The sequence below is a fragment of the Actinomyces urinae genome, from assembly GCF_900119695.1.
Classification (GTDB): Bacteria; Actinomycetota; Actinomycetes; order Actinomycetales; family Actinomycetaceae; genus Gleimia; species Gleimia urinae.
In genome coordinates, this window is record NZ_LT632547.1 from 112,406 (window position 1) to 126,762 (window position 14,357).

Sequence of the window (14,357 nt, forward strand, 5' to 3'; positions counted from 1 at the left end):
TAAATGCAAGGAGATAAAATGTCTGCAAATGCTGGACCGGTCGAGACAAATAGTGCATCGCGCGATCATTGGACTGGCCAATATGGTTTCTTGATGGCCGCAATTGGTTCTGCAATCGGCCTGGGCAATATTTGGCGCTTTCCAGGAGTAGCCTATTCGAATGGCGGAGGGGCGTTCATCCTCCCGTATCTAATTGCGCTGCTATTCGTTGGTATTCCCGTACTGTTTCTCGACTACAGCCTGGGGCACAAGTACCGCGGCTCCGCGCCGCTCACGTTCAAACGCCTAAACTCCAAGGCAGAAAGCCTTGGTTGGTTCCAGGTAATGGTTTCGTTCATTATTACCGTCTACTACGCAGTGATCGTGGCGTGGGCGATGATGTACGCAATCTATTCGGTTCGCCTCGCGTGGGGTGAAGACACCACCAACTTCTTCGTTTCAGATTTTTTGCAGGCAAGTGGTGACCTCATTAGCTTTAAACCAGTGCTGAGTATACTTATCCCTCTGGTGGTTCTTTGGGTCTTCGTCCTCTTTATTCTCGGACGCGGTGTCTCCAAGGGCGTTGAGCGTTTGAATAGGGTTTTCCTCCCACTATTGGTGGTTCTGTTCCTCATTATGGTGGTGCGTGCTCTGTTCTTGCCGGGCGCACTGGAGGGCTTGAACGCGTTCTTCACTCCGGACTGGTCCGCACTCTTTGACGCCAACGTTTGGCTTGCAGCAGTAAGTCAGATCTTCTTCTCATTGTCCATCGCTTTTGGCATCATGCTCACCTATGCTTCCTACCTGCCGCGTAAGGCGAACCTGGCTGGTACGGGCCTTGTTGCTGGATTTGCTAACTCCTCGTTTGAGATCCTTGCGGGTATCGGCGTGTTTGCAACCCTCGGTTTCATGGCGAATCAGGAGGGCGTCGGGCTAAATGAGCTTGAAGGAATTTCGGGCGTTGGTCTTTCCTTCATGACCTTCCCCGCAATCATTAACCAGATGCCTGGTGGGCCGCTGTTTGGCGTCTTGTTCTTCATCTCGCTCGTCCTAGCTGGTATCACTTCACTTTTGTCGCTACTCCAAGTGGTGTCGGGTGCATTCCAGGACAAGTTCGGATACTCCGCGCGAAAAGCTGCAGTTACTGTGGGCGCGGTCGCGGGGGTAGTTTCGGTGGTCCTATTCTCTACAACCACCGGTCTGAACACACTTGACGTGGTGGACGCATTCATCAATAACGTAGGTGTCGTGTTCTCGGCGATCATGATGACGCTACTGGCCTACTTTGCAGTTCCAAAGGTTCGGGCGTTGCGTAAGCATCTGAACCTCGCCTCCGCTGTTCGTGTTCCCGCGGCGTGGGATTGGATAGTTGGCCTGGTTACACCCGCACTTCTGGCAGTGATGCTATTCCAAGCTCTAATCGGATATGTCACCGAAGGATATGGGGATTGGAGTGCAGGAAGTCTCAACGTCCTCATATTCGGCTGGGGAACCATCGCTGTGGCCGTGATCGGCGCGTTCATTTTGACAAAACTACCTTGGCGTCATGCCGAGCACGAAGACGTTATCAAGTTCAAGGGAGAGGAAGACTAATCATGGAACCAGCATCGATTATCCTCATGGTCCTAACCATCCTCGTAGTGTGGGGAGGCCTCGTTGCCTCCGTAGTGGCGCTACAAAAATCTGACATTCCAGAGCCGGAGATTGAGGGCGAGCCCACAGGTGCGCTAACCGACTAGTTTCCCGCTTAGCGAAGAGTTGCTTAAGATGGTGGCAGTTTTGCCACCATCTTTTGCATTTTGGGAGAGTCATGCAACTAAAGCTCGTAGCGTTTGACCTGGACGACACGCTCGCGCCTTCGAAATCGAGTTTGCCGAACGAGGTTGGGAAGTGTTTGCGTCGGCTGCTGGATAGGGCGCAAGTGTTAGTAATCTCCGGAGGTAACCTGGAGCAGTTCCAAACTCAGTTGCTTTCGAACCTGTTTGCGAGTGAGGAACAGATGAGCCGCCTGCACCTGATGCCAACGTGTGGAACGCGCTACTACCGGCGCGAAAATGGTAGCTGGCAGGCGCAATACGCGCATGACCTGGACGAAACTACCAAGCGTGATGCCGTCACCATCTTGGAAAAATGCGCTAAAGAACTTGGCTTGTGGGAAGAAGATCCCTCCGGTGACATTATCGAAGACCGCGGTAGTCAGATCACGTATTCAGCTCTTGGCCAGCGGGCGCCATTGGAGGCAAAGAGGGCTTGGGATCCTACCGGAGAGAAGAAGGCGAAACTACGCGATGTAGTTGCAGTACAACTGCCTGATCTTGAAGTTCGCTCGGGTGGGTCAACCTCGGTGGACATCACCATGAAGGGCGTGGATAAGGCCTACGGGATGGCAAAAATCATGGAGCAAACAGGACTGGCGCAAGATCAGATCGTGTTTATTGGGGATCGGCTTGATCCGCAGGGCAACGACTATCCCGTCAAGAAAGCAGGTTTCGAAACCATTTCTGTGGGCGGATGGCAGGACACAGTGGGTGTTATTGAGCACCTAATTGAAACCCGGTTAACTTGAGCGGCGCGTTACCCAAAACGCAACCGCGCTGGCTGCCGCTACATTGAGTGAATCCACGCCGTGGCTCATCGGGATCATTACGGAACTGTCAGCTGCGCGAATAGTGCGCTCTTTCAAGCCGTACCCCTCTGAACCAAGAACCCAAGCAACCTTCATTTCGGGATTGAGCTTTACACGTTGCTCAAAGTCATCGAGACGAACCGTGTTTTCCCCTAATGCGAGAGCAGCAACGTGGAATCCGAGGTCATGGAGCGGTCTCATATCGGGCCATGTTTCAAGCCGAGTCCACGGCACTTGAAAAACCGACCCCATAGATACTCTCGCAGATCGGCGATACAAAGGATCCGCGCAGCTTGGCGTTACAAGTACTGCATCTACATCGAGAGCTGCTGCCGAGCGGAAAATAGCCCCCACATTCTTGTGATCGACAATGTCTTCGATGATTGCAATGCGATGCGCGTTTGCTATTACCTCCTGTACGGGTGCCAACTGGCGCCTGTGCATGGCCGCCATTGCACTGCGATGTAGGTGGAACCCAGTGATCTGCTCCAGTATGTCCTCACTCGCTACGAAAACGGGAACATCTTCACCTTCGGGGCCCAAACCTGTCAGGATTTCCTGCATTGAATCCAACCACTTTTCCGGAATCAGGAAAGATCGTGGTTTGTAGCCCGCCTCCAGAGCGCGTTCAATTACGTTCTTAGACTCGGCCATAAAAAGCCCGAGTTCTGGTTCTAAACGAGAGCGCAATTTGACGTCCGTAAGTGACGTGTAATCCAAAAGTCGCTGATCGCTAAGGTCGTCTACTGCAATGATCACTACGTCATTATCGCATCTTCCATTTGTCCCCAAGACTCTCAGTGCCGGCGCATCCACACCTGCCATTTGATTGGGCTCTTAGATAACTAGATTGCGGCCAGCATTGGGGCATCCATACGAAAGGAGCAAAAATGCTGGTCGATGAACAATCGGGTTGGACTACCAAAATTGGGATGAAGCGGATCTTGGAGCCATACATGGTTTGTATGGAAAGTGACCAGACGGGGGAGGAGTTAGAAAGCTTTGTTCCATTTCACGGTCTGGACGCGAGCGCGGCAGAAAGACTCTTGAAACTGTTACCGAGTCGGCAGTTAGACGGACCGCAAAACTATGGGCCAACAACGCTCCAACTACTGCAGGCAACAGTTGCCCACCCGGGCCAGGTAGAGCTGGTGGGGTACGCGATCGGCCCCACGCGCCCCGATGAACGCGTCAGTATCGAAGGTTTTGTCTACTACGGTGCGCCAGGTTTTCACGTTGAGGCTTTTCACCAAACCTCTTGTGAATGTGACGCCTTGTGGGATTACTTAGAGCGTGAACTTGGTTTAGATTCCGCCCTTGACCGCCCCGACGAAATAACGAAGATAAGGCCATCTTGGAACCCGGGGCGAGAAGGCTGGTGGGTTTGGTGGGATTGATCGCCACCTGTGCCGAGTTTGTCTGGCAAAACTCGCGTGGTTCTCGCCTCGGCAAATGCCGAGCCCTGCCAATGTAAGCTAAGGGCGTGTACAGGTGGATTTTTGATTATGGTCTGGTTCATACCGACCCAGAGATAGCACATGAAGTAGCGATTAAGGCGATCGAACTGGCTGGTTCAAGCACGGTTGCAAGAGCTGGCATGGGAATGGTGTTTGACTATGCTGACACCTCCATACCCGCCGGCGCTACCTTCTTGCCACGCAGACTAAAGGGCAGACTCGGACTTGCCGCCGGAATGGACAAGAACGCGCTCGCGGTTGAGGGCATGGCGGCTATGGGATTCGGTTTCTTAGAAATTGGAACGGTAACGCCCCGTCCGCAGCCAGGCAATGATAAGCCAAGGCTTTGGCGCCTGCCCGCATCTCGTGAAATCCGCAACCGGATGGGTTTTAACAACGATGGCGTGGATATTGTTAAGCAACGCCTTAAGAAACTGCGTTCAACCCCTGCAGGTAGACAGATTGTTGTGGGCGCGAATATCGGCAAGAACAAGGTTACAGCTAACGCGGACGCGGCAAGTGATTACGAGATCTGCGCACGGGAGCTGGCGCGTTTTGTTGATTTTCTAGTCATCAATGTGTCCTCCCCCAACACTCCGGGACTTCGTAGCCTACAATCTACCGAAACTCTTCGACCAATCATCGAGACCACCCTGCAAGCCGCCCGTAAATCTGCCCGCAGAGATGTGCCCGTGTTTGTAAAGATTGCACCTGATCTTACGAATGAGGACATCCTCGAAGTTGCCGATCTTGCTAAAGAACTTGGCCTTGCGGGCGTAGTGGCTGCTAATACGACGATTAAACACACACTGGGAGAAGGCGGTGTTTCGGGGCCCAGGTTATTAAAGCGCGGCCTCGAGATAGTAAAAATGCTGCGTGAACATTTGGATCCAGAGCAAACTATCATCGCAGTAGGTGGAATTTCGACACCAGAGGATGCCCTAGCATACCTTGACGCAGGAGCAGACCTTCTGGAAGCATTCACCGCGTATATCTACGAGGGGCCCACTTGGCCCGGCAAAATCAACCGTGCGATAGCAAAATCTCTTAGGGAAGGCGCCTACGCCAAATAAAGGCGATACAGGGCGGGACCACGCTCCGCAACTGTTGCTAGGCCGGTGTTCGAAAGAGTGCGCAGCTGTAAAAGAACGTGCGAAACTCTATCAAAATGTTGAGGTTCCCAATCGGATGGGAACCTCAACATTACATTTATGCACTTACTTTTCTGGATGCTCGCCGCGCTTGACCTGGGGCCTTGGCTGGCGCCATCTGCGAAGCATAATCATGCGCGAGAACGTGTAGAACCAGTTACGAACCCACGGCTCGTTCGGCCACTTCTGCGCTGTGATCTTCTTGATCTGCATGTTGATGAGGATCGACTCGAACACCGAGAAAATCAACATGCCGTATGTTAGGTAAGTGACTACCTGGACAACTAACGCGGCTGTTTCAGGCGTGGTCAGCCTTGCCAGGAAAATCATCGAGAACATAGCAATGATTAAAACCAACATCATTGGAAGTACGAACTCAGCCAAGGTCCAACGCGCATCCACGTAGTCACGTGTGAACCGACGAATCCTGCCCTTGTCGCGGGCCGGCATGTAGCGTTCGTCGCCGGTTTCCATTGCGCGCTGCTGGCGCTCCCATAGAGCGTTTTCACGTTCGCGACGGCGGCGCTTAGCTTCACGACGATCCTTCGGGATCATGGGGCGACGGTTCGCGGCCTCAGCCTCTTTACGACTTCTGGTAGGACGACCCTTGCCAACTACCTCGTGAGCCTGATCGCCAGAGTTATCCTTAGACTTTTCTTTTCCAAACACGGTTCCAACTGTACCGCAGGGCATCTGAAGGCCTAAATAACAGGCCGATAATAGCAATATTGCCGAATGGTTCCAAGGTGTTTAACGTAAAGAGAGTGAACATTAAACAGCGACTTGAAGATCAGTTCGACCAGTTTGTGCGCGAACTCGAAGACATCATCCGTATCCCCTCCGTTTCCTCGGCCTCCTTTGATCAATCAGAAGTCGAGCGTTCCGCAAAACACGTGGCATCGAGGTTCGAAAGCCTTGGCCTAGAGGCGCAAATCCTTCGCGCCCCGCGTCCCGATGGGACGGATGGAGCCCCCGCCGTGGTTGCAAAAACGCCAAGAATCGAGGGCGCCCCAACAGTTTTGCTGTACGCCCACCACGACGTTCAGCCAGGCGGAGATCCGGACAAGTGGACCGGCAGCCCGTTTGAGCCGCAAATTCGGGATGGTCGTCTATATGGTCGCGGCTCTTCTGATGACGGTGCTGGCATCGTTGTTCACCTGGGCTCACTGAGCTTGCTGTCCGATCAACTACCCGTAAACGTAACCGTTTATATAGAGGGTGAAGAAGAGGTTGGTTCTCCCTCGTTTGAAAACTTCCTCACTAAGTATCACAAGCAGCTCGAAGCGGACTATATTATCGTCACCGATTCGGATAACTGGAAACCAGGCAAGCCCGCATTGACTTCCTCTCTGCGCGGTGTAATCGATGCAACCGTAACGGTTCGTATGACCGATCACGCGATGCATTCAGGTATGTGGGGAGGTCCCGTCCTCGATTCCATTACCGCGGCATCGCACCTAATTTCCACATTCCATAATGAGGCTGGCGAGGTTGCTATTGCCGGCCTTGGCGGCAGTAAGAATGCGGATGTGGTATACGACGAGGCGGAGTTTAGGGCTGAGGCCGGTCTGCTAGAGGGAGTTCGCATCGCCGGGTCTGGAGATCTTGCGTCACGGATGTGGACACAGCCCGCAGTGTCGATAATTGGTCTCGATGCGACCTCAGTTGCACACTCGTCAAACACCATTTGGCCCGAGACGAAGTTCAAGGTTTCGGTACGCACTGTGCCTGGCACGGACGGTAGGGAAGCCATGGCGGCACTTGAACGCCACATCATGGAAAACCGTCCGTTTGGGGCCGCTGTTGAGTTTGAGGCCGGTGAGATCGGCCCGGGCTACCAGGCAGACCTCGAGTCGGATGCAGCAAAAATCGCGCATGAATCTCTGTCGCAGGCGTGGGGAGTGCCATCGGTAAACATTGGCGTGGGTGGTTCAATCCCGTTCATCTCTACGTTCCAAGAGCAGTTTCCGGGCGCGCAGGTGATAGTCACGGGCGTTGAAGATCCGCTTACCAACGCGCACTCTGAAAACGAATCACAGGATTTGAACGATCTGAAGAACGCTATCTTGGCCGAAGCGCTAATGCTACAAAAGTTTGCGGATAAGGCGTGACATACACGTTCAACCACGTCGTGGTTGCCGGTGAACAGGCCGCCCTCGAAAGTAAAGATATAGCGAACATTATCGCCACCATTTTTGAGGGCGCCGTGTCCGCTACCGCGGTTGACCTCGAGCCGGCTCACGCGGCTACCAATCTGACCGCGGCGGGGATGCACGTCTGTACTAGGGGGCAGTTGGGTAACGTTCAGGCTTGGGCGCCCGAAGGAAAAACCACCTGGGTGGTAGCAGGTCATGAGGGGCCATCCGCGAATCCGGTTACCTCATTGCCGCAAAGCTCAACGAAGAATCCGCAGATCGGTGCAATCGGAACCCTTATGGAGCTGGCCGGCGCTCCTGCCAAGCGAGCATTTGCATCTGTGGCAGAGGTGAGCGCGGCCATCGGGACGGAAATTGAAGGCGAGGCGGGCGCCGTCTGGTTTGAAAACCAAGAGCTTCTGGCTCAAGTGCGTTTCCGCGCGCTAAATAGTATTGGCAACCGTAACCTCACGGTTGCAAGTGCTACCGAGCGCCCATTACTTGGATTGGACTCCACATTGGCTCAGGGTCCTACCGGCAGTGCATTGGACACGGTTGGGCAACTGGCCGTGCGTGGATTGACGGCGTTTTACCAGAAGCTGAGTGATATTGGTCAAGCTGAACAGCTTGCGCCTAGCTCATTCTCGTTCGCGCGCGCGGTTGGTTCAGGAGCGGGACTTGGTATTGGCGCTCTTGCGCTTGGGCTACGCGGACAGTTAACCAGTCTGGCGGAAGTCTTGGCAGAAGTGTTTGATTTACGTAAACAAATCGCCCAGGCCGACCTGGTGGTCGGAGTAATTGACACTCTCCATCCGCAAACCATTGCGGACTCGCCAATCCGGATGCTGGGTGCTCTAGCCGCTGAATACGCCCTACCTTGCATCGTTTTAACGCATGAAAGCTCCCTGTCTAATCACGAGCTATCCGAATGGGGCATCCATCAGGCGTACGTGATCGATAGGTGCCGCGCAGACAGTGATGTTAGCCGCATATTGGCCGGAACGTGGATCAGAAGGAGGTAATCCGAGCGGTGCGAGATGCCAGTCCCGCCCGGTTCGGATTAGAGTAAGCACTGTTACGCACAAGCGATAGGAAGAATATGTCTGACGAATTTCCAACTCATGAGATTGAGCTGACCGAGAATGCGGCCGCAAAGGTAAAGAGTCTGCTTGAACAGGAAGGTCGAGATGACCTTCGTCTGCGCGTGTCGGTTTCGCCGGGCGGTTGCTCCGGCCTCATCTACTCGCTGTATTTTGACGAGCGAATCCTAGATGGGGACCACGTTCGCGACTTTGATGGTGTTGAAGTGATTGTGGACCGCATGTCCGTGCCCTACCTCAACGGTTCAACCATTGACTTTTTTGACACTATTGAGCGCCAGGGCTTCACTATCGAGAACCCGAATGCAACCGGCACTTGCGCGTGCGGTGAGTCCTTCCACTAAATCGTCATTTAGGAACCAACTGTGAAACGTAAACTCTTATCTTTAGCTCTGGCTACCACCCTTACTGCGGGTATGCTCACTGCTTGCTCAGATGACGCGGGCAAAACGCAACCTAGTGAAACTGGTGAAACCACTGCCGCCACCACGGCCTCGGACGAAGTACCGGTTGATCGCAATTACGATGGAGAAATACCAGAAATCGGTGGCGAGTGGGGTAAGAGCGTTACTTTCACTGCTGCCAAGGGGACAGAACCTGACGTAGTTGTCGCAAAAACTCTCATCGAGGGCTCTGGTGAAGAGGTTGGAGCCGATGACATAGTGGCTGCGCACTACCACGGCATGCTGTGGGATGGCACTGTGTTCGACTCGACGTTTGACCGTGCCCCTGAGGGGAAGAATTCTGAACCCCTCGTGTTTAGTCTTAATCAGGTTATTAAGGGATGGAAGCACGGCCTTGCAGGACAGCGCGTGGGCGATCGTGTCGAACTCGTCATCCCGGCTGCCTACGGATACGGCGAAGCCGGCGCAGGGGATAAGATCCCCGGAGGCGCCACCCTGGTATTTGTGGTTGATCTGGTAGGAAAACTTGACCCCACGGACACCTCCGCTCTTGAAAACGCGAAGATCACGGACAATAAGCCGCCTGCCGGTCTTTCAATCGAGGGGCCGCTAGGGATGAAGCCAACCATCGCGTTTGACCACGACGCGAAGGCTCCCACCGAAGCTACGGCTATTGAATTGGCTGCGGGTAGCGGACCGAAGATCGCCGCGAATGATGCGGTTAGCTACCACATCACTGGATCCCAGTGGGGCAAGGGTGATGATGCGGAATCAACTTGGGACATGGGCCTTGCGGAATACTCACAGCAAGCGATTGGGAATACCCTCGGTTTTGCAAATATGAGCGTTGGAAGCCGTGTTCTCGTGATTCATCCAGATACCCAGAATCCTGAAAACGCGATGGTGTTCGTAGTTGAGATTACGGGCGCCATGGACGTTTCGCCCGTTAAATAGCGTCGGTTTGAAACCGTTACTACGGCCCATACAATAAAGTATTAGTTAGCTCGCGCAGAGTTTAGTTTCATAGGAGAAAGACATGTCTCAAACGGGTGAGAAGGAAACGAACAAGATCCTCCTCTACAGCGACAATTCCGAGTTTCGCGCTAACGTGATCGAAGCGGTTGGTGTACGCCCAGGCGCGGGCATGCCAAAAGTAGAGTGGGTTGAGGCTGCCACCGAAGATGGCGCTGTAATGAAGTACAAAGAGGGCGAATTCGACCTCCTCATCCTCGACGGTGAAACTCAAAAGGTAGGGGCTATGGCCCTGTTGCGCCGCCTCGAGGTTGAGTTCGACAACCTGCCTGCCTCGATTACGATTCTTGCTCGCCAGCAAGATTCGTGGCTCGCGAAGTTCTCGGGCACTACGAAGATGCTGTACTACCCGATTGATCCGATTGAGTTGCAAGAGACCGTAGCACAGCTACTTTCCTAACGGTTATCACTTGTGGGCGACTGGGAACAGTCGCCCACAAATCATTTTGGCCCCAGATTTCATAGGCGATCGGGACAAGGCCGAGGAATATGCTCGAAGCGGGGAAACTCCTTCAGATCTGAGTCGGCTGGCCATGCCCATGGATCGGGCGATTCCCATTCGATAAGCCGCGCACCGGGCTCGAGAAGGCTGCGGGTGATCATGCGAACCTCTTCCCAGGAGGAGTGGGCCAGGTGCACACCGGTTTCAGGCAGCGGCTCAAGTTGCTCGAGATCGTTAACCCAAGGCACTGGCGATTTGCGTGGTGGAGTTACCACGGAGGCGAGGAGTCTACCGCGAGATGCCGCGTGGATCTGCCATCCTCCGCCAGGCAAGTGATGAGCCCAGATAACTCTCGTGGCTCTAGCAATCAATGCCGTGTCGCGCGCTCGCTCTACGCCCTGGATGTAATACGAAAAGTAATCGCGGATGCGGGCGGCAAGTTCAAAGTGGGATTGGTTTGAAAAGTCAGCCATTCTCTCCAGCAGGTTTTGGGAAACAATTTGGCCGCGTCCCTCCAAACACATTCTTGCAAGTTTGACGTCAGGGGCAGCCACTTCCCGCAGGGGAATGTCCGAAAATGGCGCGAATTCTCCACCCAGTGCTAACAAGATGGCCTCGCGGGCTTTGAGCGCGTGGTTGACTCTTCTATACGGGCCAAGAGCCTGCGGGGCTAGAGCGGAAGAAATCGTGTGCGCGGTTTTCAGCATCCCGTTTTCCATAAGTAGCCACGCTGTTTCGAATTGGTGGCGTGAGGCAGAGTTGAAGAGCGGCTGTTCTTCCGCGATGGCACGCAGTTCAAGAACTCTGGCTTCGAGCTCACTGGCACAAACCTCGATGCGCACAGATTCTACTCGCTCGAGCATCGAGTGGATTCGACGCCGTTTTTCTGAAGCGGAAAAATACGAGCGAACGCGTGAGCGCAGGTTGGTTGCCGAACCGATGTAGAGCACCAGGCCGTCGGCAGCCAAGAATCGATACACTCCGGGTTTTGCAGGTAGGTCTTTCGCGATAGAAACTTTTTGTCGGTGACGGTAAGGCACGCTTTGTGCGGCGACTATGAGGTCTTCAAAGTCGGTGGCCCCCAGTTTTTGAAGCTCGCTCACCAGGCCGTCAAACACGTGTGCAGTAGCGGTTGCGTCCGAGAGGGCGCGGTGAGCACTATCGTTTGAAATCTTGAAATGACGTACCAGCGTGCCCAGTCGATGATTCGAAATAAGAGGGCGGGGGAGTACTGTACGGGCGAGCGCAAGGGTATCTACTATTCTCGGGTTGGGCCACTCGACTCCCGCGCCGGTAGCTGCTCGCGTTAAGAAACCACAATCAAATGAGGCGTTGTGAGCAATCAAAATGCTGTTCTCAAGTTGCGCAAAGCCTAGAAATTGACGAATCGCCTCATCTGGATGTGGGGCATCAGCCACCATCAGATTGGTGATTCCAGTCAGTGCGGTGATTTTAGGTGGAATCTCCATTTGCGGATTTACGAGGGTATTAAAAGTATCTACGACCTCGCCATTATGTAGACGGACCGCGCCGATCTCAGTGATCTGCGAATCGGCTCCAAGCCCGGTGGTTTCAAGATCAACCACCACGTACTCGCGACGCCAAACGTCGCCTGCAAAGTCGTCTGTGTCGCTTTCACTGTTGGGCAATGAAGTCGATCTGCAGACATGCGATAAGCCGCGGCCAATGCTGCTTTCACTGACTCGCCTGACCATCACGAACCCCTTTTGAAAATCTAACCTCCTAAGCGTATCGGATGATGGGAGCAAGATGACACTATGGGGCGGAAGATGCCAAGGCGTCATAAACTATGAGGACGGGTACTAGACTGAACATTTAGTGTTGCATTTGAATCCAAGCGGGAGGAAAGCGTGCTTTACCAGGTGCTAAAAACAGGATTTGGGCCTTTGCTGAAGGCTTTTTATCGTCCTTGGATTCGCGGAAAAGAGAATATTCCCGCCACCGGCCCGGCCATCCTTGCTTCCAATCACCTGGCTGTGTTCGACTCGGTATTCCTGCCCCTTATGATCGATCGCGAAGTCGTGTTTATGGGCAAGTCCGATTACTTTACCGGCACGGGCCTGAAAGGCAGGGCAACTGCGAAGTTTATGAAGGCAGTTGGCACGATTCCGGTTGATCGCTCGTCTGGTAAAGCAGCGGAGGCCGCGTTGCATACGGGGCTCGCACGTCTGCAGGAAAATGAGCTGTTTGGTATCTATCCGGAGGGTACGCGCAGCCCGGATGGCAAGCTTTATCGCGGTAAGGTGGGTGTTGCTCGGCTCGCTCTCGAATCCGGTGCCCCCGTTATTCCAGTTGCGATGATCGGAACAAACATTGCCCAGCCCATCGGGCAGAAGATCCCGAGTCGCCACCGAGTGGGCATCGTTATTGGTGAACCATTGGATTTCTCCCGCTACCGCGGCCTAGCCAAAGATCGATACACGCTTCGCGCTGTTACCGACGAGATCATGTACAACCTCATGACTCTTTCCGGACAGGAATACGTGGATCTTTACGCTGCTGATGTTAAGGCTCAGTTGGCTAAGGAAGGCAAGTTTGCTGGCCCCGTTCCCGCCGGAGCTAAGGCACCGGGCGGTCGCGAAGTTCCTGAGGTCAGCGTTCCTGAACCCACTGAAGATGACGAGGTTGTTGATCTTTCCAAGAAGCTAAAAGAAGACGAGAAAGACTAAGCGTTTGGGAAAGCAGCCTTAAAATACTCCAAAAGGTTTTCAATGTAGACTTGATGTGTGCATTGCTGCGCAAACCAGTTTTCTAGGTGAAAGGTTCTTAGATGTCAGTCAAGCGAGTTGCTCTGCTAACTGCCGGTGGATTTGCACCGTGCCTATCCTCTGCAGTTGGAGGATTGATTGAGCGCTACAACGAACTAGACCCCACGATCGAAATCATTGCCTACCAACACGGTTATCATGGTCTTCTGACTGGAAACTACGTGACGGTCACTGCCGAAGCTCGTAAGAAGGCGGGTTTGCTCCATGAGTTCGGTGGTTCCCCGATTGGTAACTCCCGCGTAAAGCTGACGAACGCTAAGGACCTGGTAAAGCGCGGCCTCGTTAAGGAAGGCGAAGATCCACTGAAGGTAGCCGCTGAGCGCCTGCGTGCAGACCACGTGGACGTGCTGCACACGATCGGTGGCGACGACACGAACACCACCGCTGCGGATCTTGCACACTACCTCCATGATAACGATTACGAACTCACGGTTGTTGGTCTGCCAAAGACCATTGATAACGATGTTATTCCAATCAGGCAGTCACTGGGCGCATGGACCGCTGCCGAGCAAGCTTCGATTTTTGCCCGCAACATTATTGGCGAGCACCGCTCAAACCCGCGCATGCTGATTATCCATGAGGTCATGGGTCGTAACTGTGGTTACCTAACGGCTGCAGCCGCATATGATTACCGCAAGTGGTGGAAGCAGCAGGAATGGGCTCCGGAGCTGGGCCTAATGAAGGAACGCTGGGACATCCACGCTGTATTCGTTCCGGAAGATCATGTTGAGATCGAGCGTGAGGCTGAACGTCTGCGCGCCATCATGGACAAGTACGGCAACGTAAATATCTTCCTGTCCGAGGGTGCTGGCGTAGCAGAAATCGTTCGCGAGATGGAAGAAAACGGTGAGGAAGTTCAGCGCGATCCGTTTGGTCACGTCAAGCTTGACACCATTAACCCGGGCGAGTGGTTTGCGAAGCAGTTCGCCAAGCTAATTGGTGCCGAGAAGGTAATGGTTCAAAAGTCCGGCTACTTCTCGCGTTCGGCGAAGGCTAACCAGGAGGATCTGCGCCTCATTAAGTCGATGACGGATTACGCGGTACAGTGCGCGCTTGAGGGCACGTCCGGCGTTATTGGCCATGATGAGGAAGACGGGGATCGCCTAAAGGCTATTGCGTTCAAGCGCATCGCCGGTGGCAAGAAGTTTGACATTAACACTCCGTGGTTCCAGGAGATGATGGCTGAGATCGGTGAGCGCGTATCGCCGGCTCCGTCAGTCGACTAGCATTGAAGGTTCGCGG

Annotated in this window: 15 protein-coding genes; 12 read left to right on the forward strand and 3 right to left on the reverse strand. The window is 53.9% G+C overall.

The annotated features are described in order from the left end of the window. Nucleotides 1–18 precede the first annotated feature (18 nt). The 3 genes from BQ7114_RS01845 (at nt 19) to BQ7114_RS01855 (ending at nt 2,545) form a co-directional block, all read left to right on the forward strand. Nucleotides 19–1,572 carry a sodium-dependent transporter gene (locus BQ7114_RS01845; RefSeq protein ID WP_072341196.1) on the forward strand — a complete coding sequence of 518 codons (1,554 nt, stop codon included), beginning with the start codon at nt 19–21 and terminating at the stop codon, nt 1,570–1,572. 2 nt (nt 1,573–1,574) lie between these two features. After that, the gene (locus tag BQ7114_RS01850; protein WP_072341199.1) at nt 1,575–1,718 is read left to right on the forward strand and encodes a methionine/alanine import family NSS transporter small subunit; all 144 of its coding nucleotides are present in this window, start codon (nt 1,575–1,577) and stop codon (nt 1,716–1,718) included. A gap of 71 nt (nt 1,719–1,789) precedes the next feature. Continuing rightward, nucleotides 1,790–2,545, forward strand: coding sequence for an HAD-IIB family hydrolase (locus BQ7114_RS01855; RefSeq protein ID WP_072341202.1), 756 nt, complete (start codon nt 1,790–1,792; stop codon nt 2,543–2,545). On the opposite strand, the gene BQ7114_RS01860 is transcribed toward BQ7114_RS01855, so the two are convergent. After that, complete coding sequence (locus BQ7114_RS01860; RefSeq protein WP_072341204.1) at nt 2,537–3,364, reverse strand: TrmH family RNA methyltransferase; 828 nt, start codon at nt 3,362–3,364, stop codon at nt 2,537–2,539. The genes BQ7114_RS01855 and BQ7114_RS01860 overlap by 9 nt on opposite strands. Before the next feature lie 131 nt (nt 3,365–3,495). On the opposite strand from BQ7114_RS01860, the gene BQ7114_RS01865 reads away from it, so the two are divergent. Together BQ7114_RS01865 and BQ7114_RS01870 are read left to right on the forward strand one after the other, a co-directional pair. Then, on the forward strand, nt 3,496–4,002 hold the full coding sequence (locus tag BQ7114_RS01865; RefSeq protein ID WP_072341206.1) for a hypothetical protein: 507 nt from the start codon (nt 3,496–3,498) through the stop codon (nt 4,000–4,002). Between the two features lie 86 nt (nt 4,003–4,088). After that, the gene (locus tag BQ7114_RS01870; RefSeq protein WP_072341208.1) at nt 4,089–5,135 is read left to right on the forward strand and encodes a quinone-dependent dihydroorotate dehydrogenase; all 1,047 of its coding nucleotides are present in this window, start codon (nt 4,089–4,091) and stop codon (nt 5,133–5,135) included. 144 nt (nt 5,136–5,279) lie between these two features. On the opposite strand, the gene BQ7114_RS01875 is transcribed toward BQ7114_RS01870, so the two are convergent. Then, on the reverse strand, nt 5,280–5,882 hold the full coding sequence (locus tag BQ7114_RS01875) for a DUF3043 domain-containing protein (protein ID WP_230205944.1): 603 nt from the start codon (nt 5,880–5,882) through the stop codon (nt 5,280–5,282). A 95-nt stretch (nt 5,883–5,977) separates the two neighbouring features. Here BQ7114_RS01875 and BQ7114_RS01880 point away from each other — a divergent pair, with 95 nt between their 5' ends. The 5 genes from BQ7114_RS01880 (at nt 5,978) to BQ7114_RS01900 (ending at nt 10,284) form a co-directional block, all read left to right on the forward strand. Next, nucleotides 5,978–7,324 carry a dipeptidase gene (locus BQ7114_RS01880; RefSeq protein ID WP_195906697.1) on the forward strand — a complete coding sequence of 449 codons (1,347 nt, stop codon included), beginning with the start codon at nt 5,978–5,980 and terminating at the stop codon, nt 7,322–7,324. Beyond that, on the forward strand, nt 7,321–8,370 hold the full coding sequence (locus BQ7114_RS01885) for a glycerate kinase (RefSeq protein WP_072341214.1): 1,050 nt from the start codon (nt 7,321–7,323) through the stop codon (nt 8,368–8,370). Before BQ7114_RS01880 ends, BQ7114_RS01885 begins: the two co-directional genes overlap by 4 nt. A 77-nt stretch (nt 8,371–8,447) precedes the next feature. Then, nucleotides 8,448–8,792, forward strand: a complete 345-nt coding sequence (gene erpA, locus BQ7114_RS01890; protein WP_072341217.1) for an iron-sulfur cluster insertion protein ErpA — start codon at nt 8,448–8,450, stop codon at nt 8,790–8,792. Between the two features lie 21 nt (nt 8,793–8,813). Continuing rightward, the gene (locus tag BQ7114_RS01895) at nt 8,814–9,806 is read left to right on the forward strand and encodes an FKBP-type peptidyl-prolyl cis-trans isomerase (protein WP_072341220.1); all 993 of its coding nucleotides are present in this window, start codon (nt 8,814–8,816) and stop codon (nt 9,804–9,806) included. Between the two features lie 82 nt (nt 9,807–9,888). Further along, nucleotides 9,889–10,284 (forward strand): two-component system response regulator, encoded by a 396-nt coding sequence (locus BQ7114_RS01900; protein WP_072341222.1) that lies wholly within the window; start codon nt 9,889–9,891, stop codon nt 10,282–10,284. Between the two features lie 59 nt (nt 10,285–10,343). Here BQ7114_RS01900 and BQ7114_RS01905 read toward each other — a convergent pair whose 3' ends face one another. After that, the gene (locus BQ7114_RS01905; protein WP_072341225.1) at nt 10,344–11,975 is read right to left on the reverse strand and encodes an exonuclease domain-containing protein; all 1,632 of its coding nucleotides are present in this window, start codon (nt 11,973–11,975) and stop codon (nt 10,344–10,346) included. Between the two features lie 222 nt (nt 11,976–12,197). On the opposite strand from BQ7114_RS01905, the gene BQ7114_RS01910 reads away from it, so the two are divergent. Together BQ7114_RS01910 and BQ7114_RS01915 are read left to right on the forward strand one after the other, a co-directional pair. Continuing rightward, the gene (locus BQ7114_RS01910; protein ID WP_072341228.1) at nt 12,198–13,016 is read left to right on the forward strand and encodes a lysophospholipid acyltransferase family protein; all 819 of its coding nucleotides are present in this window, start codon (nt 12,198–12,200) and stop codon (nt 13,014–13,016) included. A 101-nt stretch (nt 13,017–13,117) separates the two neighbouring features. Beyond that, nucleotides 13,118–14,341, forward strand: coding sequence for a pyrophosphate--fructose-6-phosphate 1-phosphotransferase (locus BQ7114_RS01915; RefSeq protein WP_072341231.1), 1,224 nt, complete (start codon nt 13,118–13,120; stop codon nt 14,339–14,341). Nucleotides 14,342–14,357 lie beyond the last annotated feature (16 nt).

What these genes read in the sequence shown, in the direction of transcription:
- BQ7114_RS01855 (WP_072341202.1), top strand. Translation starts at nt 1,790, where the DNA reads ATGCAACTAAAGCTCGTAGCGTTTGACCTGGACGACACGCTCGCGCCT.
- BQ7114_RS01865 (WP_072341206.1), top strand. Translation starts at nt 3,496, where the DNA reads ATGCTGGTCGATGAACAATCGGGTTGGACTACCAAAATTGGGATGAAG.
- BQ7114_RS01850 (WP_072341199.1), top strand. Translation starts at nt 1,575, where the DNA reads ATGGAACCAGCATCGATTATCCTCATGGTCCTAACCATCCTCGTAGTG.
- BQ7114_RS01845 (WP_072341196.1), top strand. Translation starts at nt 19, where the DNA reads ATGTCTGCAAATGCTGGACCGGTCGAGACAAATAGTGCATCGCGCGAT.
- erpA (WP_072341217.1), top strand. Translation starts at nt 8,448, where the DNA reads ATGTCTGACGAATTTCCAACTCATGAGATTGAGCTGACCGAGAATGCG.
- BQ7114_RS01915 (WP_072341231.1), top strand. Translation starts at nt 13,118, where the DNA reads ATGTCAGTCAAGCGAGTTGCTCTGCTAACTGCCGGTGGATTTGCACCG.
- BQ7114_RS01900 (WP_072341222.1), top strand. Translation starts at nt 9,889, where the DNA reads ATGTCTCAAACGGGTGAGAAGGAAACGAACAAGATCCTCCTCTACAGC.